Raw genomic sequence first — 22813 nt, 5'->3', positions numbered from 1 at the left:
TAATATCCATAGGGGATTTACCCACTACAAATATTATAGAGCCTAAAAAGTAAGCCATCGGCTTACTCTTAATCAAATAGTCGGTGCCTTATTTCCTCTAGAGCCATAATGATAAATGGACAGACGAGCAAATAGAGCCAATCATCAAAACCAATCGGAGCTGTATTAAAGAGAGTGTGGAAAAGAGGTACATAGGACAGGATAATAAAGAGAATGATTTCTAAGATAATCCCCAGACTAATAATCTTATTTGCAAATGGTTTGATTTTGAAAATAGATCCTCTACCTTTGCGACTATTCATAGCCATACCAATCTGCGTGAAGATGATAGCTCCCAAAGTCATGGTTGTTGCCTCTCGATAAAGAGGTCCTGAACTAGCCAGATGGTTCAAATTTCCTTGATTTACCCAATAATTAAGGAAGAAAGCACCCATAGCCAAGGTTGCTTCAATCAATCCATACCAGACAAAAGCTTTAAGCAATAGTTGGCGATTGAGTAAGCGGTCCGATAAACGTCTTGGTGGCTTGTCCATCACTCCTTCTTCAGGTGGTTCAACCCCCAATCCCAAAGCAGGTACCATATCTGTTCCTAAGTCAATAGCTAGAATTTGCATAACGGTTAAAGGAAGAGGAATGCGCCCCAAAGAGAACAAGAAGAAGGCAGATGGTACAGCTTCCGGTGTATTGGAATTAAAAATATAGGTCAGGAATTTTTGAATATTTCGATAAACGGCACGTCCCTCTTCAACAGCATGGACAATAGAAGCAAAGTGATCATCCGTTAAAATCATATCGGCAGATTCCTTGGCGACGTCAGTTCCAGATATTCCCATAGCTACCCCGATATCAGCCTTTTTCAGAGCAGGGGCATCATTTACTCCATCACCAGTAACAGCAACAACTTCACCAAGTTCCTGAAGTGCATTGACTACACGATATTTTTGTTCAGGAGCCACACGAGCAAAAACAATCTCGCCTTTAAGAGCTACTTTGAGCTCTTCGTCGGTCATATCTGCCAGTTCAAGCCCTGATATCACTCGTGCATTGTTACCTTTTACAATTCCGATTTTCTTGGCAATACTAAGAGCTGTCAAACCATAGTCACCTGTGACCATGATAATACGAATACTGGCACGGTGACATTTTGCAATAGCTTCACGTACACCCTGACGTGGAGGGTCACTCATGGCAACAAGTCCCACAAAGACCATATCTTCTTCGAGGGTCCGCATATCCCACTTGTCTTCTCTAATATCTTCGCTTTCCAAAGGACGATAAGCGACAGCTAAAACACGCAAGCCGTCACGAGCAAATTGATCGTTAGCAGCAAGAATTGCTTGACGTTCTGTAGCAGTCATAGATTTGATTGCTCCTTGACCATCATAATAGTCTGAGCAAAGTTCCACCACTTCTTTAGGCGCACCCTTAGTGATGGAAATATGGTGACTGCCATCCAGACTTTTTTCGAGACTATGTACCGTTGTCATTCGTTTACGATCCGAATCAAAGGGAATTTCTTTGATACGAGGAGCCCAGTTGTGGTTGTCATTTAAATCAATACCTGCTTTTTCTGCAAGAACATTAAGACAAGCTTCAGTCGGGTCTCCCAAGACCGTATAATCGGGATTGTCAGCACTTGGCGCAACCACTTGAGCATTACTAGCCAAGTGAGAAAAGCGAACCAAACGATTCAGGAGATCATTTCCCTTCAGAGAAACAGGGTCACCATCCTTCTCAATATGCCCTTCTGGTGCATAACCTAGCCCAGTCACCTCATAATTACCCGACAAGGTCCATAAATGATTAACTGTCATGGCATTTTGAGTTAGGGTCCCTGTTTTATCTGAGCAAATAACAGAAGTTGCTCCAAGAGTCTCAACAGAAGATAATTTCTTCACTAAAGCATGTTCTTTAGCCATGCGTTGTACAGCCATAGCTAGAGAGAGGGTAACTGTAGGAAGTAACCCCTCAGGGATAAAGGCAACAATCATTCCCAAGGCAAAGATGAAAGCTTGAGAAAGAGGCTGATGGACAAATAGTGTTGCTGCAATCATAAAGAAGAGACCTACAGATACTGCGATAACCGAAATCTGTTTGGTCAAATGGTCCAGTTCCTTTTGCAGTGGGCTCTTTTCCTGAGCTAGGTTTTGCGTCAAGTCTGCAATTTGTCCAAACTCAGTTTCCATACCGATAGCAGATACTATAAAATGTCCTGACCCAGAGGAAACTGTGGTCCCTGCAAACACCATATTGTCATATTCCAATTCAGTCTTATCAGGAGTCAAATCTGCTTGGTCTGATTTATAAATGGGATTAGACTCACCAGTGAGGGCAGACTGATTTACCTGCAAGTCTGTCACAGCAACCAAACGTCCATCTGCAGAAATACGGTCACCTTCTTCAATGAAAACCAAATCACCTGGCACCAAGTCCTGTGCAAGGATTTTATCTTCCTTTCCATCACGAAGAACTCGGGTATAGGATGGAAGAAGCTTATTCAGTGCTGCCGTGGCTTGACTAGCCTTATATTCTTGAATAAAACTAAAGAGACCATTAATGATATTGACCAGCCAAATCGCAATTCCCAACTCCAAGCTATGGGAAATCACAGCAATAAAGCCACCAACCCACAATAAGAGGGCCATGAGACTGGTAAAATGTTTGACAAAGGTCAACCAAATAGGTTCTTTCTTACTTTCTTTCAACTGGTTAGGACCATAAGTTGCTTGCCTCTTTTTTACTTCTTGTGAGTTTAACCCTTGAGGACTTGTTTGCAACACTTGATAAACCTGATCAGGGGAACAGGTTCCTAATGTAGTCCCCTTCTGTCTAGAATCACTCATGATCCTTTCCTCGATTCTAAATTATTAAAGCGATTTCATATTTACACCCTCATTATACTCCTTTTTCAGAAAATGTTGAAAGAAAAGGCTCTATAATTCCTATGGTGGCTTTACCCACTACAGAAATTATAGAGCCAAGAACTTTAGCTTGTATACCCAATAGCTAAAGTTCTTTTGGTAGTGTAAAATAAGCCGTGTAAACACAAACAGGAAGAAATCCGTTATAGTAGAGTTACGAAACATTACTGGAACGAGGTTTATTCCTATGACACAGTTTACTACAAAACTACTTAACTTCTTAGCCCAAAAGCAAGATATTGATGAATTTTTTCGTTCATTCCTTGAAACAGTTATGAACGATCTGCTTCAAGCAGAGTTATCAGCCTTTTTAGGGTATGAGCCTTACGATAAAGCTAATTATTTTAAAGCCAACAGTCGTAACGGAACGTATTAACGGAAATTCAAGGTTCAAATATTTGGGGTGAACAGAAAAAGCATCCCGTATTTTTGATACGAAATGCTTTCAATAAGTGTAAATAAGTTTTAACGTTTACTAAATTGTGATGCTTTACGAGCTTTCTTAAGACCTGGTTTCTTACGTTCAACTTTACGTGAGTCACGTGTAAGAAGTCCTGCGCGTTTCAATGAATCGCGGAAGTCTGGGTCTACTTGAAGAAGGGCACGAGCGATACCGTGACGGATAGCTCCTGCTTGACCAGCGTATCCACCACCTACAACGTTAACGAAAACATCGTATGAACCTACAGTTGAAGTAACTGCGAATGGTTGGTTGATAACAAGACGAAGGTCAGCGTGTGGGATGTACTCTTCAACATCTTTTTTGTTAACAGTGATTTTACCAGTTCCTGGAACAAGGCGAACGCGTGCAACAGCGTTTTTACGACGTCCAGTACCTGCATATTGTGCTTGTGACATACTTTATTGTTCCTTTCCTTAGATAAGTCCTGAAATATCAAGAACTTCTGGTTGTTGTGCAGCGTGAGTGTGCTCAGCTCCAACGAATACTTTCAATTTCATACCTTGAGCGCGGCCAAGAGTATTGTGTGGAAGCATACCTTTAACTGATTTTTCGATCAAACGTACTGCATTTTTAGAACGAAGTTCACCAGCAGAGATTGATTTTAATCCACCTGGGTGGTTTGAGTGAGTGTAGTAGATCTTATCAGTTGCTTTTTTACCAGTCAATTTAACTTTTTCAGCATTGATAACGATTACGAAGTCACCTGTATCAGTATGTGGTGTAAATGTTGGTTTGTTTTTTCCGCGAAGTACGCTAGCAACAACTGCTGAAAGGCGTCCAAGAGGTACATCAGTTGCGTCAACAACGTACCATTTGCGTTCTACTTGGCCTGGTTTAGCCATGAATGTAGTTTTGTTCATGATTTCTCCTATATGAATATCGTTTTTGTTTACAGGGCGGATGTTCCGGTCCGCGGGGTATTTGAAAGGTTCCGGGGCCTTACAAATGGGGTAAACAATACCGTCTACTATCATACCAAATTTTACTACTAAAAGTCAATAGATATGAAAAATATTTTTGCCGATTTCAGTGTTTAACATCTAGAAAAACCTCGCTTTTGCGAGGCTCTCCTATTTATAAGCTAAGGCACGTTTAAAGGTTTTCCAGATTCCCAAATCATCTGTTTGAAGGACTAGACTAGCATACATGCGGCCGATAAAGGCTGTCGCAGTGACTGCAAAGACAACCGTTATAGCAAGGGAAATCCAAGCTTCTAGACCACTCGCATACCCATTTATAGCTCGAAATGGCATAAAGAAGGTCGAGATGAAAGGAATATAGGAACCAATTTTCAGAACTAAATTGTCCCCTGCAGCACCTAGAGCGGTCACTCCAACGAATCCTGCGATAATCAAGATCATCAGTGGTGACAAGGCCTTTCCTGAATCCTCAGGGCGAGAAACCATAGAACCTAGGAAGGCTGCCAAAACAACATACATAAAGAGACTAACCAATACAAACAATAAGGTATTGAGCGAGAAGGCATCTCCTAGATGATTTAAAATACCAGATTGAGCCAAGATTGGTAGGTCTTTAAAGAGCAGAATCGCAGCCAGCCCACCCACGACGTAAATGCCAATATGGGTCAAAATCACAAGAAGCAGAGCCAGCATGCGAGCATAGAAATAATGACTAGCTCGGATACTAGAGAAGACCACTTCCATGATTTTGGTTCCTTTCTCGCTAGCCACTTCCTGAGCAGTGACACTAGCATAAGTAATCAAGATCATATAAAGGAAGAAACCAAGCCCCGCAGCCGCAATGGTTTGGACCATCTTTTTATTTTCTTTGGATTCATCAATCTTCTCAGTAAAGTCAACAGTTTGAGCCAGGCGTTTTTCCTGTTCTTGAGACAAATTGGCTGCCGAACGATTGAGTTGGTATTGCAGTTCGTTTAACTTATTGGTTACTGCTAGTTTGATGCCTGTTTCAAGAGAAGTTTCACCGTGATAGACGGCCTTGAGAACGCTGTCCTCTTGGTCAATGGTTAGGTATCCCTTGATTTTCTCATCCTTGATAGCAGCTTGAGCACTGGCTTCATCTTTATAATCAAAGTTGATACCATTGGTACCCTTGAGCCCTTCTTCCACAGATGGCATAGTTGTTACTACTGCTATCTTGCTATTCTTGGCCATAGAAGACCCTTGGAGATAGCCGATTCCTACAGATAATCCTAAAAAGAGGAACGGCGAAATCACCATGAAGAAGAAACTCCACGACTTGACATGTCGAAGATAGGTTTCCTTCATTACAACCCACATATTTCTCATACTTCCACCCCTGATTCTAGTTTAAAGATTTCATCGATTGTTGGAGCTTGTTGGTCAAAGGTCGCGATATATTGACCTTGAGTGAGGATGGGGAAGAGTTCCCTTCCAGCGTCCTCATCATCCAGGATTAATTTCCAACTGCCTTGCTTAGTCAAGCTCACCTGTTTGACGTGAGGAAGTTTTTCCAGTTCTTCCTTGCTTTGTTCACTTGAAACGAAAAGACGTGTTTTCCCATATTGATTACGGACATCCTGAACAGGTCCATGCAAGACCACACGCCCATCTCGAATCATCAGAATATCATCGCAAAGTTCCTCAACATTGGTCATGACATGGTCAGAAAAGATAATGATTGCACCACGCTCTTTCTCTTTCAAGATGACCTGTTTGAGCAACTCGGTATTGACTGGGTCCAAACCACTAAAAGGCTCATCCAGGATAATCAAGTCTGGCTCATGGATCAGGGTGATAATGAGCTGAATTTTCTGCTGATTCCCTTTGGAGAGGCTCTTGATTTTGTCGGTCAATTTGCCCTTTACTTCCAATTTTTCCATCCATTGAGGGAGTTTTTCCTTGACCTCCTTAGCATCCATGCCCTTTAGAGTCGCCAAATAGCGAACTTGTTCAAGGACTGTTAGCTTAGGCATGAGGCTGCGTTCCTCAGGCAGATAGCCAATCCGAGCATAGGTCTCCTGACGAATCTCCTGTCCATCCAGACTGATTTCTCCTTGATACTCTAAAAATTTTAACATACTGTGGAAAATCGTTGTTTTCCCAGCACCATTTTTTCCTACCAAGCCCAGAATCCGTCCTGGACTTGCCTGAAAATCGACACCAAACAAGACTTGCTTGGAACCGAAACTTTTCTCTAGATTTCTTACTTCTAGCATCTTCCACCTCCGAGATATGTTGCACTTATTATACTCCTTTTTGATAGCATTTACAACATTTTATGTCCATTTTTATCGATATTATTTATAGTAAAAATCTACCAAATCTAAGTTTTTTAAGCGGTTCAGTGATAACTTAAGTATAGCTCATTAAAGGCTTTCTGAGATGATTCCTCTCTCAACTGTTGCTTTTCTCTTCTGAACTGTCCTTTTGAAACTAAAAATCCACCCCGAAGGATGGATTGATGAGTTAACGTACTTCTGCATTCACTTTTTCTTCGAGTGATGCTTGGATTTTTTCCATGTAGCGTGCGACTTCCTCGTCCGTCAAGCTATCTTCTGGATTTTGGAAGGTCAGGCTGTAAGCCATTGACTTCATACCAACTCCCAGTTTTTCGCCTGAGAAGACGTCAAAGAGTTTGATATCTGTCAATCGTTTCACGCCGGCAGCTCGGATAGCATCTACAACTTCTTGGTGAGTGACTTCTGCATTGAGAAGTAGAGCAATATCACGACTAACCGCTGGGAATTTCGTGATTTCCACAAATGGGGCAGCAGGTTGGAGCGCAGCTTCGATGGCTGAAAGGTTCAGTTCAGCTACATAAGTCTCTGGAATATCGTAAGCCTTGGCAGTGACTGGATGCACTTGGCCAAGGAAACCAAGAACTTGGTCGCCGAGTGAAATCACGGCTGTACGTCCTGGGTGGAGACTTGCAATCTCAGCTGTTGCTGCATAGGTCACTTCTAGTCCCAAGCGAGTAAAGAGCGCTTCAAGGATTCCCTTAGCATAGAAGAAATCAACTGGAACTGCTGCCGTTTGGAAATCTTTTTCAGCAACCAAGCCGGTTAAGGCAAAGGCAAAGCTATTGATCTCATTTGGTAGATCTTCTTTTGGATTGCCTGTTTGTTCAAAGACTTTTCCAATCTCGTAAAGAGCCAAGTTTTTGTTCTTACGAGCCACATTGTAGGCAACCGTATCAAGGATACCTGAGACCATATTTTGACGAAGAACGGAGCGATCCACTGTCATTGGCCACATAAGTTCTGTAAGGTTACTTGGTTGAGCTGTGAACTCAACTGCTTTTTCAGGAGTTGTTAGAGCGTAGGTAATGATTTCTGTCAAGCCTGCCCCTTCAGCAATCGTACGGACTTGGCGACGCAATTTTTGTGTTGCAGTCAATTCACCTGCTGTACCATCATCTTTTGGAAGACTGGTTGGCAAACGGTCATAACCATAGATACGAGCGATTTCTTCAAAGAGGTCCGCTTCGATGGCGATATCCCAACGACGACGTGGAACGCTAACGGTAAAGCTGTCTTCATTTCCAGAAAGACCAAAGCCAAGACGACGGAAGACATCTTCGACATCAGCGTATGAAAGTTCTGTTCCAAGGACACGGTTGACATCGGCAAGAGTTGAAGATACTTCTACATCTGAAGTGTCAAGCTCACCCGCTGAAACGATGCCCTTACGCACCGTCGCACCTGCAAGTTCTGCAATCATGCTAGCTGCAGCATCCAAGGCCTCATTGACTGTTGCCACATTGATCCCTTTTTCAAAACGAGAAGATGATTCCGAACGAAGGTTAAGGCGTCCGCTAGTCTTACGAATGGATGTGCCATTGAAAACAGCAGCTTCTAACACAACACGACTAGATTTTTCAGAGATTTCTGTAGCCTCTCCACCCATGACACCTGCAAGGGCGACTGGTTTGTCAGCGACAGTAATCACTAAATCATTTGTTTCCAACTCACGTTCTTCACCGTCCAAGGTCACCAACTTTTCACCAGCACGCGCTTCACGCACACGGATGTCATTGCCTTCAAAGGTATCCAAGTCAAAGGCATGCATAGGCTGACCAAAGTAGAGTAGGATATAGTTGGTCACGTCGACCACATTGTTAATCGGACGGATGCCTTCGTTCATAAGAAGGTTTTGCAACCATTGTGGACTTGGTGCGATGGTCACACTGTCCAAGATACGGGCCGCATAATATGGCGCCTTATCTGTTTCAATCCCTACAGAAAGAGCATCTGCTGCACTTTCATTTGTTTCTGTTAAACTGAATTTCTTAAAGCTAACTGCCTTGTCATAGATAGCTGCCACTTCGTGCGCTACTCCACGCATAGATAGAGCATCTGCACGGTTTGGAGTGATTGAAAGTTCGATAATTTCATCATCCAAGTCTAGGTAAGAAAAGACTTCGTCCCCAGGAATAGCATCTTGAGGCAAGATTTGGATACCATCTGCGAATTCCTTTGGCACAACTGAGTCAGAAATACCTAATTCACCAAGTGAGCAAATCATTCCGAGAGACTCTAAGCCACGGATTTTCCCTTTTTTGATTTTGTAATTGTCCGCGATACGAGCTCCTGGAAGAGCCACCATGACCTTGATACCAGCACGCACATTTGGGGCACCACAAACGATCTGACGGGCTTCTTCTTCGCCGACATTAACCTGACAAACATGGAGGTGAGTTTCTGGTACATCTTCGCAAGACAAGACCTCACCGACGACAATTTTTGAGAGACTAGCAGCAGGGGATTCGACACCTTCGACCTCAATCCCTGTAGTTGACATTTTTTCAGCCAACTCTTGTGATGGCACATCAATGTCCACCAATTCTTTTAACCATTTATAAGATACAAGCATAATTCTGATTGTAAGATCTCACCAAGTAAGACCTTTTCAATTCCTTTCTTTTTCTTCGAGTCAGTCCTCACCGTTCTCATCGAGAGAAAATGACTAGGACTGTATAGGACTGTGTTTCAGGTTTCAATCTTATTTAAACTGTTCTGAGAAGCGGACATCTCCTTGGTAGAATCCACGGATATCGTTGATTCCGTAACGGAGCATAGCTACACGCTCTTGACCAAGACCAAAGGCAAAGCCAGAGTAAACAGTCGCATCAATACCACTCATTTCAAGGACACGTGGGTGAACCATACCAGCACCCATAATCTCGATCCAACCTGTTTTCTTACATACGTTACAGCCTTCTCCACCACACTTAAAGCAAGAAACATCAACCTCAACAGAAGGCTCTGTGAACGGGAAGTAAGATGGACGCAAACGGATTTGACGCTCTTCACCAAACATTTTTTGTACAATCAACTGGAGGGTTCCTTGAAGGTCAGCCATAGAGATGTTTTTCCCAACAACCAAACCTTCGATTTGGTGGAACTGGTGACTGTGGGTCGCATCGTCCGTATCACGACGGAATACACGCCCAGGTGAGATCATTTTCAAAGGACCTTTTGAAAAATCATGGGCGTCCATAGCACGCGCCTGAACTGGAGACGTGTGAGTACGGAGTAAGATTTCTTCTGTGATGTAGAAAGTATCCTGCATATCGCGAGCTGGGTGATCTTTTGGAAGGTTCATACGCTCGAAGTTATAGTAGTCTTGCTCCACTTCAAAACCATCCACGACTTGGTAACCCATCCCGATAAAAATATCTTCGATTTCTTCACTGGTTTGTGTAAGAACATGACGGTGACCAGTCGCAACTGGGCGACCTGGAAGCGTCACATCGATACTCTCGCTAGCTAGTTGAGCTGCGACTTTCTTTTCTTCCAAGAGCTTAGCTGTTTCTTCAAAGGCTGCTGTCAAGACATCACGCGCTTCATTAACGTGTTTCCCGATGATTGGGCGCATGTCAGCAGAGACATCTTTCATCCCTTTGAGGATTTCCGTAAGCGACCCTTTTTTACCAAGGACAGAGACACGCAAATCTTGCATCTCTTTTTCATTTTCAGCAGTAATCTGCTTCAAGCTAGCCAGCGTTTCTTCGCGAAGCGCTTTTAATTGTTCTTCAATAGTTGACATAATTCCTCCATCAGTCCCTCGTAGATAAAAAGAAAACCACATGCCAAAAACTCCACTCGGAGCGTTGACACGCGGTACCATCCGTTTTCATCTGACAAGTCAGACCTTCATTTCTAAATCCATGCGCAAGTGAATTCACCCAGCTTTCATATAGAGAGCTTGCAGTCACGGCTCTCCTCCCTGATATACTTCCCTTGAGTTACTAGTCTTGCGGATTTCTATTCAATTACTACTTAGTTTATCAGATTTTTACCATTCTTGCAAGACCTATCTCACTTCTGCTTGCCTTTAAATCGCCATTGGAAGCGGAGCTTATCGTAAAAAGGAAACTCTATAAACAGGACTCCCAAGCCCACACAGAGACTGGCAAGGACATCTGATGGATAGTGAACTCCCAGATAGACTCTTGACACCAAGACACTGACTAGGTAGAGACCTAGCACGATTTGTACGATTTTTCTCCAGACTGGATCTTTAATTCGTTGACTGAGGATGACAATCAAAGTCCCTACCATCAGCGTCACTGCCAGAGAATGGCCACTTGGGAAGGAAAATCCCTTCTCCTCGACTAAATGTAAGATAGCTGGTCGTGGGCGCTGGTAAATATTTTTAAAGGTCACGATTAAAAGACCAGCTAAGGCTAGATTGCCCGCCATGAAGTAGCTTTCTATCTTCCACTGCTTACGATAAAAGATAACAGCTGCGATGGCAACCCAGGTGATAATCACTGGGATATCAATCAAATGTGTAAGGGCACGGAACAGAACTGTCAAATAATCTGGCAAGTCCCCACGAAGGGCAGTCTGAATCGGTTGATCAAAACCGACCAGTGTCTCAGGATAGAACTTAACCATATAGCCAAGAAGGACGAAAAGTAAAAGGGCAAAACTGCCCTTCATTAAAAATGTTTGTTTATCTCTCATAATGTTTTAAGGTTGGTTTCAAGAGGAGGTATAACAACCAGAATGAAACGGCAAAGATGATACCTTCAATCAGGTTAAAAGGTAAAACCATAGTCATCAAGTAGTTAGAAAGTCCTATAATTTCTCTAATATCAAAGTTGGCAAACTGCGCGTATAAAGGAACCGCATAGACATAGTTGAGAACCAACATCGCAGAAGTCAATCCAAAAGTTCCCGCTAGAGATGCTAGTAGGAAACGAAGGGTGCTGCGTTCCTTTTTCCAAATCAAACCAAAGACGATGACAAAAACTCCCAAGGCTACGATATTCATTGGCAAGCCAATGTAAGTGTTCACTCCTTGGCTATTCAGAAGCAACTTCAAGAGTGAGCGCATCAAGAGAATTCCTAGGGCAGCTGGCAAATCCATCACCACCAAGCCCACAAGGACTGGCAAGATACTAAACTCGATCTTGAGGAAGGTTGCCGCTGGCAAGAGCGGAAAGTCAAAGTACATCAGCACAAATGAAATGGCTGATAAAATCGCAATGGTCGAAATTCGACGTGTGTTTGTCATAACAGGTTCCTCCAATTTTCTATAAAATCAGAAGAAGTTGGAAAGGATCCCTCTATCTATTCTCACTTTTTATATCCCAAAAGTTCCCCCTCACTCTTTTGAGCAAGCGGTTGCAATTCATCAATAAACTCATCAGAACAGACAAAGCCATTCTTTCGTCTTCTCCCATCCAGACTATACTGTCGGTTGTGGAATCGCACCACATCAGCTTGCGCTCGCGGACTTCTTTAACTAAGATATTTTGGATTAATCTAGGCGTCGCAGTCGAAGATAATACTTAAGTATATCGAGACAAGACAACGAAGAGTAAGCCAAAATAGCTAGTTAAAGTCACCGCCGGTCGGGAATTACACCCAGCCCTGAAGACCCCTTTATCATAACAAAAAACGCTTGCAAGTGCAAGCATTTTGATTATTTCAATTTATCTGCTTCATAGGTGTGAACAAGCTCAAGACCTGCAAAATTCTGCTGACGAAGAGCCTCATATACAATCATGCAGACGGTATTGGAAACATTGAGACTGCGGACATGTTCATCATTCATAGGAATACGGAGAGCCTTCTCAGGATGTTCACGCATGAAATTCTCAGGCAAGCCCTTGTCTTCACGTCCAAAGAGAAAATAATGGTCCTCGTCCGTCGATAAATCTGCTTCAGAATAGACCTTTTCCGCAAATTTTGAAATCAGATAGAGTTTACCCCTCATCTGAGACATGAAATCTTCCAAACTGTCATAAAAATGAATTTCTAACTTATCCCAATAATCCAAACCAGCCCGTTTCATCTTGCGATCATCAATGGGAAAGCCCATTGGTTTAATGATATGGAGGGGAGAATTGGTCGCAGCGCAAGTACGCGCAATGTTACCTGTATTTTGTGGAATCTGAGGTTCAAATAATACAATGTGATTTGTCATGACTGGCTTCCTTTTATCATTGCAAAAAAATAGCCACACTGCCCGGAGTCAAGCTCAGCAAACAGCGTGGTTAAGGCATCGTTAACTTACCTCACAACAGGTTTGAAGTAAATCAGCGAAACTACTTTCTTAGTATAACACTTTCAGAATCATTGTCAATAGAAATGACTTGATTTTTTTACTTTTTTTGATAATATTTCCATACTTAGTCATTCTTTTTCTGAGAAAGGATATTAAATGAGCGAAATCACTTCATATAATAGACATTTCTATGAAAGGTGAGCAATTTTATCTTTGAAAACTTACAAAAAGTCTTTTCTTATCCTCTAAAATGGCTTGGTAAGTGCATTTTTTGCGAAAAAAGGGTATGATAGTTACATCATGAAAAAGTAGGGTTTTTATATGAAAATTGTCCTTGTTGGTGGAGGGAAAGTCGGTTTCGCCCTCTGTCGTTCACTGGTTGCAGAAAAACACGACGTTGTCCTCATCGAACAAGATGAGGCTGTTCTCGATCATATTGTCAGTCGCTTTGATATCATGGGACTCCTTGGAAATGGAGCAGACTTTGCTATCTTAGAGCAAGCCGGCGTTCAAGAGTGTGATATCTTTATTGCTCTAACGGAACACGATGAAGTGAATATGATTTCAGCAGTACTTGCTAAAAAAATGGGCGCTAAAGAAACCATCGTTCGAGTGCGAAATCCTGAATACTCCAATGCCTATTTCAAAGAGAAAAATATTCTTGGATTCTCACTTATCGTTAACCCAGAACTCCTAGCCGCCCGTGCTATCTCAAATATCATTGATTTCCCGAATGCACTCTCAGTTGAGCGGTTCTCAGGGGGACGGGTCAACCTGATGGAGTTTGTTGTCAAAGATTCCAGTGGTCTCTGTCAAATGCCAATCTCAGATTTTCGTAAAAAATTTGGCAATATCATTGTCTGCGCTATGGAACGAGACCATCAACTTATGATTCCGAGCGGTGATATCACCATTCAGGACAGAGATAGGATTTTTGTTACTGGGAATCGTGTGGATATGATGCTCTTCCATAACTATTTCAAATCACGTGCAGTGAAAAGCTTGCTCATCGTTGGTGCTGGAAAAATTGCTTATTACCTACTTGGCATTTTAAAAGATAGCCGTATTGACACTAAAGTTATCGAGATTAATCCTGAGAGAGCTCGTCTCTTCAGTGAAAAATTTCCAAATCTCTATATCGTACAGGGAGATGGAACTGCCAAAGATATCTTGCTTGAGGAAAGTGCTCCCAACTATGATGCAGTTGCAACTTTGACTGGGGTTGATGAGGAAAACATCATTACCTCTATGTTCTTAGACCGTGTTGGTGTCCATAAGAATATCACCAAGGTGAATCGAACTAGCCTTTTAGAGATTATCCATGCACCTGATTTTTCAAGTATCATCACACCAAAAAGCATTGCAGTGGATACCATTATGCACTTTATCCGTGGTCGAGTAAACGCTCAATACTCAGACCTTCAAGCCATGCACCATCTAGCAAACGGTCAAATTGAAACTCTTCAATTCCAAATCAAGGAAGCTAATAAAATGACTGCCAAACCTCTTTCACAGTTGAAATTGAAAAAAGGGGTTCTCATCGCAGCCATTATCCGAAAAGGAAAAACAATCTTCCCTACTGGAGAGGACAGACTTGAGGTAGGAGATCAGTTACTCGTGACGACCTTATTGACAAATATCACCAAGATTTATGATCTGATTGAGAGGTAAAAGATGAATAAAAGTATGATTCGTTACCTCCTCTCAAAACTTCTCTTGATTGAGGCGGTTCTCCTCCTAGTGCCTGTTAGTGTAGCAATCTATTACCAAGAATCCAGCCAAGTATTTACAGCTCTCTTTACAACAATTGGAATTTTAATACTTCTTGGTAGCTTGGGAATTTTACGGAAACCCAAAAATCAGCGAATTTATACTAAGGAGGGAGTCTTAATCGTCGCCCTCTGTTGGATTCTATGGTCTTTCTTTGGAGCGCTTCCCTTTGTCTTTTCAGGACAAATCCCAAGTGTCATCGATGCCTTGTTTGAAATCAGTTCTGGTTTTACAACTACAGGAGCAACCATTCTGACAGATGTCTCCGTTCTCAGCCGTTCCCTCCTCTTCTGGCGAAGTTTTACTCACTTGATTGGAGGGATGGGGGTACTCGTCTTCGCGCTTGCCATTATGGACAATGCCAAGAATAGTCATTTAGAGGTGATGAAGGCTGAGGTCCCTGGGCCTGTCTTCGGTAAGGTTGTATCCAAACTAAAAAATACTGCCCAGATCCTCTATCTGCTTTACTTAGGGCTCTTCTCACTTTTTGTAGTCATCTACTATCTAGCTGGTATGCCTCTATTTGATAGCTTTGTCATCGCTATGGGAACGGCAGGAACCGGAGGCTTCACCGTCTATAACGACGGGATTGCCCACTACGGCAGCTCACTCATCACCTATCTAGTTAGTATCGGAGTTCTGGTTTTTGGGGTTAACTTCAATCTCTACTACTACCTCATGCTCCGTCGAGTTAAGGCTTTCTTTGGTGATGAAGAACTTCGCACGTATGTAATCATTGTCCTAGTTTCTACCGGCTTGATTACGCTCAATACGCTCCATCTCTACCAAGGTGTCTCTAAGAGCTTTGAAATGGCCCTCTTCCAGGTGTCCAATATCATCACAACAACTGGTTTTGGTTATGGAGATATTACCAACTGGCCCCTCTTCTCCCAATTTATCCTCCTCTTCCTCATGGGAATCGGCGGCTCTGCTGGATCAACCGCAGGTGGACTCAAAGTTATCAGAGGGCTCATCCTTTCAAAAATTGCAAAAAATCAGATCTTGTCCATCTTATCTCCTCATCGCGTATTGACTCTACATGTCAATAAAACTGTGATTGATAAGGATACCCAGCACAAGGTCCTAAAATATTTTGTCATTTATGTGATGATTTTACTGTCACTTATCTTCATTGTCAGTCTAGATAACAATGATTTTCTAGTTGTTACCAGTGCTGTCTTCAGCTGTTTCAATAACATCGGACCTATTCTAGGTACAACTTCTAGTTTTGCTATCTTTAGCCCCATCTCTAAAATCCTTCTCTCATTTGCAATGATTGCAGGTCGTCTAGAGATTTATCCCATTTTGCTTCTCTTTATGAAACGTACCTGGTCCAAACGCTAATCACAATAAAGCTCCCCTTTTACAAGCTAGTGAAAGGGGAATTTTTCTATTAAAAATGAGAAGACCTTTCGGTCCTCTCTTAATCTGTTTATTTTTTAAGAGCTTCCTTGTAACGAGCAAGTTCTGCTTGATTGGCCCAAACATAGTGACCTGGACGAATTTCCACCATAGACGGCTTGTCTGTCTCATAGTCATGTTGGCTAGGATCATAGACTTTCAAGACCTTCTTACGTTCCAAGATTGGATCTGGAATCGGTACAGCAGATAGAAGTGCTTGAGTGTACGGATGAACAGGATTGTTAAACAACTCCTCTGTTTCCGCTACTTCAACGATAACACCCTTATAGATAACTGCGATACGATCTGAGATAAAGCGAACAACTGACAAGTCATGCGCGATAAAGAGATAGGTCAAGCCCAATTCTTTTTGAAACTTCTTGAGCAAGTTCAAGACTTGCGCACGAACAGACACGTCCAAGGCTGAAATCGGCTCATCCGCAATAACGAAATCAGGTTCCATCACAAGAGCACGAGCAATCCCAATACGTTGACGTTGACCACCAGAAAACTCGTGTGGGTAACGGGTCAAGTGCTCTTTTAAAAGACCGACTTCATGAATCATCTTTTGAACTTTTGCTTTTCGCTCTTCTTCATCTTTGAACAAGTGATAGTTGTAAAGACCTTCAGAGATGATATAGTCAACCGTCGCACGTTCATTTAAACTGGCTGCAGGGTCTTGGAAAATCATCTGGATACGGCGGATCAACTCTGAAGATTCCTTGTGAGATTTTTTCCCATTGATCTTATGACCGTCAAAGATGATTTCACCTTTACTAGTATTATTCAAACCAATAATGGCACGACCAATCGTCGTTTTCCCACTACCAGATTCACCAACAAGAGAAAAAGTTTCTCCCTTGTTGATAAAGAAGTTAGCGTTTTTAACGGCAACAAACTTCTTGCTTCCTTCACCGAAGGAAATTTCTAAATCTTTAATTTCTACTAATTTTTCAGACATTTCCTTCCTCCTAGTCTTCTAGATGAGCAAAGCCCATTTTATCACGAATTTTATCATGTAAATCTGCGATGATTTCTGGTTTTTCAACCTTAGGAGCATTCTCATGAAGCAACCAAGTCTTAGCCCAGTGAGTATCAGTGACTGAAAACTGAGGCGCTTTCTGTTCAAAGTCAATTTGCATCGCATAATCTGAACGAAGGGCAAAGGCATCACCTTTCAACTCAGTATAAAGAGATGGTGGTGTTCCTGGGATAGAGTACAATTCCCCTTTATCATCAGCGAGCTGTGGCAAGCTAGACAAGAGACTCCAAGTGTATGGATGACGTGGGTCGTAGAAGACTTCCTCAACCGTTCCATACTCTACAATTTCCCCAGCATACATAACTGCCACCTTATCCGCAATACTTGCTACCACACCAAGGTCATGGGTGATAAAGATAATGGTGAAGTGGTACTCATCTTGCAAGGTTTTAAGCAAATCAATGATTTGCGCTTGAATGGTTACATCAAGGGCCGTCGTTGGCTCGTCACAGATCAAAATATCTGGGCGACATGCAAGGGCAATCGCGATAACGATACGTTGACGCATCCCTCCAGAATATTGGAAAGGATACTCATCAAAACGTTTTTCAGCGTCTGGAATTCCGACCTTGTTCATATAGTCGATTGCCATTTCTTTGGCTTCCTTAGCTGTTTTCCCTTGGTGTTTAACGATAACTTCTGTGATTTGGCTACCGATTGTATTAATTGGATCCAAACTTGTCATTGGGTCTTGGAAGATGGTCGCAATTTTAGCACCGCGGATTTTCTCCCATTCTTTGTTCGAAGTCAAGGCTGTCAAGTCTTGTCCACGATAGTCAATACTTCCTTGGGCAATGCGTCCATTATCTTCTAACATCCCTGTAAAGGTTTTTGTTAATACAGATTTACCAGAACCAGACTCACCTACCAAGGCAAGAACTTCTCCTTCAATCAGGTCCAGAGAAACTCCTCGGATAGCCGTCAGAACCTTGTCACGAACGTCAAATTCCACGACAATATCGCGAGCAGTCAAAATTACATTACTTTCTTTTGTCATGTCTACTCCTATCTATGTGTACGTGGATCACTAGCATCCGCTAGGTTTTGACCAACAACGAAGAGAGATAGGGATACCAAGATCAAGGTTGTCAACGGAATCCAGAACAAGTAAGCGTTGGTCGTAACGTTTTGTGAGTAATCTGAGATCAAACGTCCCAAACTTGGCACTGTTACAGGCAACCCCAATCCAAAGAAGGAGAGGAAAGCCTCATAAGAGATAAAGCTTGGCAACATCAAGGTCATCGTAGAAACAATAACAGATACCAATTGTGGCATGATATTTTTCACGATGATTTTAAAGGTTGGTGTTCCAAGTGTTTGAGAAGCAAGGTTGTATTCCAAGTCACGGTAACGCATGATTTGAATACGAATTGAATAAGCAATACCAATCCAAGTCGTCACACTCATAGCGAAGATCAAATTCCAGAAACCAGCGCCAATTGAGTAAGTCAAGACGATAACAATCAAGAGAGATGGAATGTTTGAAATAATGTTATAAACTTCCATCATGACGCGGTCAACAGATTTTGAAATCCCCCAAATTCCACCAACAATAACCCCAATCACAAGGTTGATAAAAGTAGCAATTACAGAAATGAGGATAGAATTACGCGCACCAAACCAAACGCCATCAAACAAGGATTTACCATTGCTATCCGTACCAAACCAGTGTTCGGCATTGGGCTTAATAAAACGAGCGCTAAAGTCATTAACCTTACTTACATCGTTAAAGTCAAAGTCTGAAAACATCGGATAGATAAAACTCATCAAAATAATAGCTACCAATATTCCCAACATAATGACTGTTGATTTTTTCTTTAAAAACTGTCTAAATACAGAACCCCAGTATGAATAGGCAGGAGCATCAATCGTTTCAGAGGCAAAATCATCACGTTTTACGAACTGAAATTTTTCTTTATCAATTGTTGACATTATTTGCCTCCTTTCTCTGTCAATTTAATACGTGGGTCAAGCATAGTCATCCAGATATCTCCTACAAAGAGTGAGAAGATAGAAATACATGTAAAGATGAAGACGAGACCAACTACCATTGAGTTATTTGATGCCTTAACAGAGTCAATCAACATTTTACCCATACCTGGGAAGGCGAAGACTGTTTCTGTCAATGTTGCACCACCAATAACCCCGATTACGGCACCTGGAATACCTGAAACCAAAGGAACCATGGCATTTTTAAAGACGTGTTTATTTGAAATTTCTTTTTCAGATAAACCTTTTGCACGAGCAAAACGGACAAAGTCCTGAGATTGCAAGTCAATCATGTAACGACGAATCCAGATTGCTGTACTTGGTGCTCCCAGCAAACCTAGAATGACTGCTGGCAAGACATAGGAACGCCAATCTCCAGCACCTAGGATAGGGAATGAGTCTGGAAGACCAATAGATGAGCCAATCAAACGCACGATATAAACCAAGGCAATCGTTGGAAGGGCAAGCAAGAAGGTTAGAACACCTGTTGAGAAGCTATCAATCCAAGTATTCTTGTGGCGAGCCATAGCAGATCCAAGAGGAATCGCAATAGCATAAGAAATAATCAAACCAATCAAACCAGCAACAGCTGAACTTGCAATCATAGATGGATATTGGTAGTTACTTTCTGTAGCTGTATATGGATCGTCTTTACCATAGTTAGCTATTTCACGCGCATCTGCTTGACTTGGAGATTTGTAGGTACGAGAGTAAATATCTACAGACGAAGTCTTTTTACCAGTAGGGAATTGAACTTCTGATGTCTTAGTTTGTCCTTGACCTTGTGTGATAACTTGAAGCACTGGCGTGTTCGCATAAGTTGGGTAAGAGTCACCCAAGTTAATGTTCACAAAGTTTTGGTGTACAAACGGGAATTGATTGTTGAAATACAAAAGGTATTTATGTTTGGTACCTGAACCAACCAATGACCAACCGATAGCAGGGTCATTTTCAAAACGAAGATAACGTTCCAAGTTTGGATTTTCAGGGTCTTGAATCTTGTTTGTATGATCAATATCAAGTAAGTTCGCATAGAATTTGAAAACACGTTCAAAAATTGGAATTTCACGCGTAGCATAGAACTGACCACTCTCTGAAAAGACACCTAACGTCCAACCATTACCGAGTTGGTTGATGTATTTTTCGTAGATTGCCTTATTGGTGTCATTGGCATCTACTGTTACAGATGAGTCCATTGTGCTAGCTTTTTCTTGCAACTCCTTGGTATCGTAATACTCAATATAGCCCATACGTTCATAAACGGTATTCTCATAATTATCCCGCTTATCTGGAGTCGTTGCAATCTTGTTGTAGTTGGTATCCTGCTTGAAAATCAGTTTTCGAGGAACCATCGTATAGATAATCGTGTAGGTCAAGGTTGTCACCAAGAAAATAGACAACAATGAGCGCAAGACACGCATAAAAATATATTTTTTCATATCGTTTCCTTTTAAAATCCCAAAAGAACCTTCTCCTCATGGAGAGAAAGTTCTCTTGAGAGTTATTTATTTAACGTGATTCGTCAATTCTTTTTGAACTTTTTCGTTTGATTCTTTTTTCTCTTTGAGCCATTTCTCACGAGCTTGTTCGTAATCAGCTTTCGTTACAACCTTGTCTTGCAACTGAATATACTTGAAGTATACATCTGAGCTCTTATCTCCAGACTGGCTGTATGATGCAGAGAATGGTACAACACGAGAAATGAATGGTGCAGCACCACTTGATGACATAGCTGGCAAGAAGAGTGAGCTATCTGTCAACCAAGCTTGAGCAGCCGCGTATTTTTCATAACGAACATTCAAATCGCTTGTTTCTTTAGCAGCTTCATCAACTAGCTTATCGTATTCTTTCAAACCAACTTGAGCAGCCGCAGCGTTATCTGCACCTTCGTAACCCATATATGTTTTTGTTTGTTCAGCATTCGTTGTTTTTAAGATATCAAGGTAAGTTGATGGATCTTCGTAGTCTGGGTTCCACCCAACTGCTCCTGAGAGATCCCAATCTTCTGCCGCAGCGCTTGCAGCATAGTAAGTGATATTGTTCAACTCATCTTTAGAAACTTGTTGGATATCAATGATTACATTGCCTTCGCCAAGTACTGTTTCAACTGATTGTTTGAAAGATTGGATACGTGCGATATAGTTTTTAGATGTTTGGTCTACTGGAATATCCAAGTGGATAGGGAATTTCACACCTTCTGCTTCCAATGCAGTTTTAGCTTTGGTAAATTCGGCTTTGGCTTTATCGGCGTTGAAGAGTCCATCTTGACCATCCGCAAAGTTTACATTCTTCCACTCATCACCATAAGTAGCCATCTTTTCAGTTACCAAGTCACCGAAAGTTTTTTCACCTGCAGAGACAAAACCTGGTTTCACAAAGAGGTTACGAACTGCAAGAGGAGCACCTTCTTTACCATTGATTTGTGCTGAGTAAGAAGTACGGTCAAAGGCAAAGTTCAAAGCCTGACGGAAATCCTTGTTAAGAAGAGCTTTCTTAGTAGAAGTCTTCTCTTCATCAGTTGTCTTAGAAGTGTATTTGTAACCTTGACGGTCAATATTCACACCCAAACCAGCAATCCCTGGTCCTGATGGAGTGTAGAAGATGTTATCCTTATAGCTTTCTGCTACTTTAGAATAGTTTGAACTTGTTGGGAAAAGGCGAGCATAGCTGTATGCTCCACTTGTAAAGTTACGTTCAATGGACTCTTGGTCTGACCCATCATAGAAAGCAAGGGTAACTTTATCAAGGTGAACATTATCCTTATCCCAGTACTGCTCATTCTTAGCAAATTCGATAGAAGATTTAGTAGTCAAACCTTTTAGCAAGAACGGACCATTATAAAGCAAGGACGTAGGATCTGTTGCTTTGGCAAAATCTGATCCTTTTGATTTTTCAAAATCTTCGTTCAATGGCCAGAAGATTGAATAAGCCATCTTAGAGTTCCAATATGGTTCTGGTTGGTTCAAGGTATACTCAAGAGTATAATCATCAACTGCCTTCACACCTACCGTAGAAAAGTCTTTTGAATTTCCAGACAAATAATCAGACAATCCTTTAACAGAAATTTCTGCTAGATATAGAGCTTCGGATTTCTTATCTGCTGCGTGTTTCAAACCATTTACGAAATCTTTAGCTGTTACTTCAGCGTACTCTTCTCCATCAGATGTCATCCATTTAACACCTTTACGGATTTTGTAAGTATAAGTCAAACCATCTTTTGAGACTGACCAGTCTTCTGCAACTGCGGGAGTCAAATTCCCATATTTGTCATTTGTGAAGAGACCATCAATACCGTTTGAAGTGGCAATCTTAGTACTTTGTTTACCTGAAATGAGGTAATCCAACGTTTCTGGGTCAGCTGAATAGATATAACCATAATTTTTTGGCGCCGTTGAATCAGATGATTTAGAACTGCAGGCAGCTAGTACGCCAGTCGCTAATAAGGCAACCCCTGCTACAACCAATACTCTGCTTTTTTTCATGTATATAACTCCTCTTGAAAAATTTAGGCTTATTGGAAATTATAACATATATCTTCTAAAAAGTAAACGAATTTTCAGAATATTTAGGCGTATATCTACAAAAAACTTCTCTTTGTCAGAATTTCCTCATTCTTTATTTGTATTTATAGGAAAAGAAAATTAATTTGTCTAGCTCTGTAAGCTTCATTTTTACAAGTTGCTTTTCCCTTTTTTCTTCACATGACATGATCTATCTTCTTAAATTGGATTTTAGAATAAGAAACTATTGACGGGAAATGATT

Annotated in this window: 17 protein-coding genes, 1 pseudogene and 1 riboswitch; of the genes and pseudogenes, 3 read left to right on the top strand and 15 right to left on the bottom strand. The window is 41.6% G+C overall.

The annotated features are described in order from the left end of the window. Positions 1–68 precede the first annotated feature (68 nt). A complete protein-coding gene (locus EKB01_RS07750; RefSeq protein WP_167266416.1) occupies positions 69–2843 on the bottom strand; it encodes a cation-transporting P-type ATPase in 2775 nt (924 codons plus the stop codon). 265 nt (positions 2844–3108) lie between these two features. Between EKB01_RS07750 and EKB01_RS07745 the strand changes: the two are divergent. Then, positions 3109–3294: pseudogene (locus tag EKB01_RS07745) on the top strand (transposase); the annotation flags it as partial. A 92-nt stretch (positions 3295–3386) separates the two neighbouring features. On the opposite strand, the gene rpsI reads toward EKB01_RS07745, so the two are convergent. The 9 genes from rpsI to EKB01_RS07700 form a co-directional block, all read right to left on the bottom strand. Next, the gene (rpsI, locus tag EKB01_RS07740) at positions 3387–3779 is read right to left on the bottom strand and encodes a 30S ribosomal protein S9 (RefSeq protein ID WP_000075969.1); all 393 of its coding nucleotides are present in this window, start codon (positions 3777–3779) and stop codon (positions 3387–3389) included. An 18-nt stretch (positions 3780–3797) separates the two neighbouring features. Beyond that, entirely contained in the window at positions 3798–4244 is a 447-nt protein-coding gene (gene rplM, locus EKB01_RS07735) for a 50S ribosomal protein L13 (RefSeq protein WP_002876943.1), read from the bottom strand. Between the two features lie 210 nt (positions 4245–4454). After that, positions 4455–5654: an ABC transporter permease gene (locus EKB01_RS07730; RefSeq protein WP_167266413.1), complete on the bottom strand. Its 1200-nt coding sequence runs from the start codon at positions 5652–5654 to the stop codon at positions 4455–4457. Continuing rightward, positions 5651–6544, bottom strand: a complete 894-nt coding sequence (locus EKB01_RS07725; RefSeq protein ID WP_000895271.1) for an ABC transporter ATP-binding protein — start codon at positions 6542–6544, stop codon at positions 5651–5653. The genes EKB01_RS07730 and EKB01_RS07725 overlap by 4 nt, the downstream gene beginning before the upstream one ends. Before the next feature lie 250 nt (positions 6545–6794). Next, positions 6795–9200: a phenylalanine--tRNA ligase subunit beta gene (pheT, locus tag EKB01_RS07720; RefSeq protein ID WP_167266410.1), complete on the bottom strand. Its 2406-nt coding sequence runs from the start codon at positions 9198–9200 to the stop codon at positions 6795–6797. A gap of 129 nt (positions 9201–9329) precedes the next feature. After that, entirely contained in the window at positions 9330–10376 is a 1047-nt protein-coding gene (gene pheS, locus EKB01_RS07715) for a phenylalanine--tRNA ligase subunit alpha (RefSeq protein ID WP_167266408.1), read from the bottom strand. Positions 10377–10648: 272 nt separating this feature from the next. After that, a complete protein-coding gene (locus EKB01_RS07710) occupies positions 10649–11299 on the bottom strand; it encodes a phosphatase PAP2 family protein (protein WP_167266405.1) in 651 nt (216 codons plus the stop codon). After that, positions 11289–11852 carry an ECF transporter S component gene (locus tag EKB01_RS07705; protein WP_042768262.1) on the bottom strand — a complete coding sequence of 188 codons (564 nt, stop codon included), beginning with the start codon at positions 11850–11852 and terminating at the stop codon, positions 11289–11291. The genes EKB01_RS07710 and EKB01_RS07705 overlap by 11 nt, the downstream gene beginning before the upstream one ends. Positions 11853–12005: 153 nt before the next feature. After that, positions 12006–12223, bottom strand: a riboswitch (FMN riboswitch). Between the two features lie 40 nt (positions 12224–12263). Beyond that, positions 12264–12767 carry a tRNA (cytidine(34)-2'-O)-methyltransferase gene (locus EKB01_RS07700; RefSeq protein ID WP_167266402.1) on the bottom strand — a complete coding sequence of 168 codons (504 nt, stop codon included), beginning with the start codon at positions 12765–12767 and terminating at the stop codon, positions 12264–12266. 402 nt (positions 12768–13169) lie between these two features. Between EKB01_RS07700 and trkA the strand changes: the two genes are divergently transcribed. Further along, entirely contained in the window at positions 13170–14519 is a 1350-nt protein-coding gene (trkA, locus tag EKB01_RS07695) for a Trk system potassium transporter TrkA (protein WP_033585525.1), read from the top strand. Positions 14520–14522: 3 nt separating this feature from the next. Continuing rightward, positions 14523–15962: a TrkH family potassium uptake protein gene (locus EKB01_RS07690; protein WP_033585524.1), complete on the top strand. Its 1440-nt coding sequence runs from the start codon at positions 14523–14525 to the stop codon at positions 15960–15962. Positions 15963–16050: 88 nt separating this feature from the next. Here EKB01_RS07690 and EKB01_RS07685 read toward each other — a convergent pair whose 3' ends face one another. The 5 genes from EKB01_RS07685 to EKB01_RS07665 form a co-directional block, all read right to left on the bottom strand. Beyond that, positions 16051–16980 (bottom strand): ATP-binding cassette domain-containing protein, encoded by a 930-nt coding sequence (locus EKB01_RS07685; RefSeq protein WP_167266400.1) that lies wholly within the window; start codon positions 16978–16980, stop codon positions 16051–16053. Between the two features lie 10 nt (positions 16981–16990). Next, positions 16991–18058, bottom strand: coding sequence for an ABC transporter ATP-binding protein (locus tag EKB01_RS07680; RefSeq protein WP_167266397.1), 1068 nt, complete (start codon positions 18056–18058; stop codon positions 16991–16993). Positions 18059–18066: 8 nt separating this feature from the next. After that, positions 18067–18993 carry an oligopeptide ABC transporter permease OppC gene (oppC, locus tag EKB01_RS07675; RefSeq protein ID WP_000103693.1) on the bottom strand — a complete coding sequence of 309 codons (927 nt, stop codon included), beginning with the start codon at positions 18991–18993 and terminating at the stop codon, positions 18067–18069. After that, positions 18993–20489, bottom strand: coding sequence for an ABC transporter permease (locus EKB01_RS07670; protein ID WP_000759887.1), 1497 nt, complete (start codon positions 20487–20489; stop codon positions 18993–18995). Before EKB01_RS07670 ends, oppC begins: the two co-directional genes overlap by 1 nt. Before the next feature lie 66 nt (positions 20490–20555). After that, positions 20556–22532, bottom strand: a complete 1977-nt coding sequence (locus EKB01_RS07665; RefSeq protein WP_033585521.1) for a peptide ABC transporter substrate-binding protein — start codon at positions 22530–22532, stop codon at positions 20556–20558. Between the last annotated feature and the right edge of the window lie 281 nt (positions 22533–22813).

The sequence above is a fragment of the Streptococcus sp. CCUG 71758 genome, assembly GCF_011714815.1.
GTDB lineage: Bacteria > Bacillota > Bacilli > Lactobacillales > Streptococcaceae > Streptococcus > Streptococcus halitosis.
Note: the sequence above shows the minus strand (reverse complement) of the source record. Positions and strands in the feature narration are given on the sequence as shown.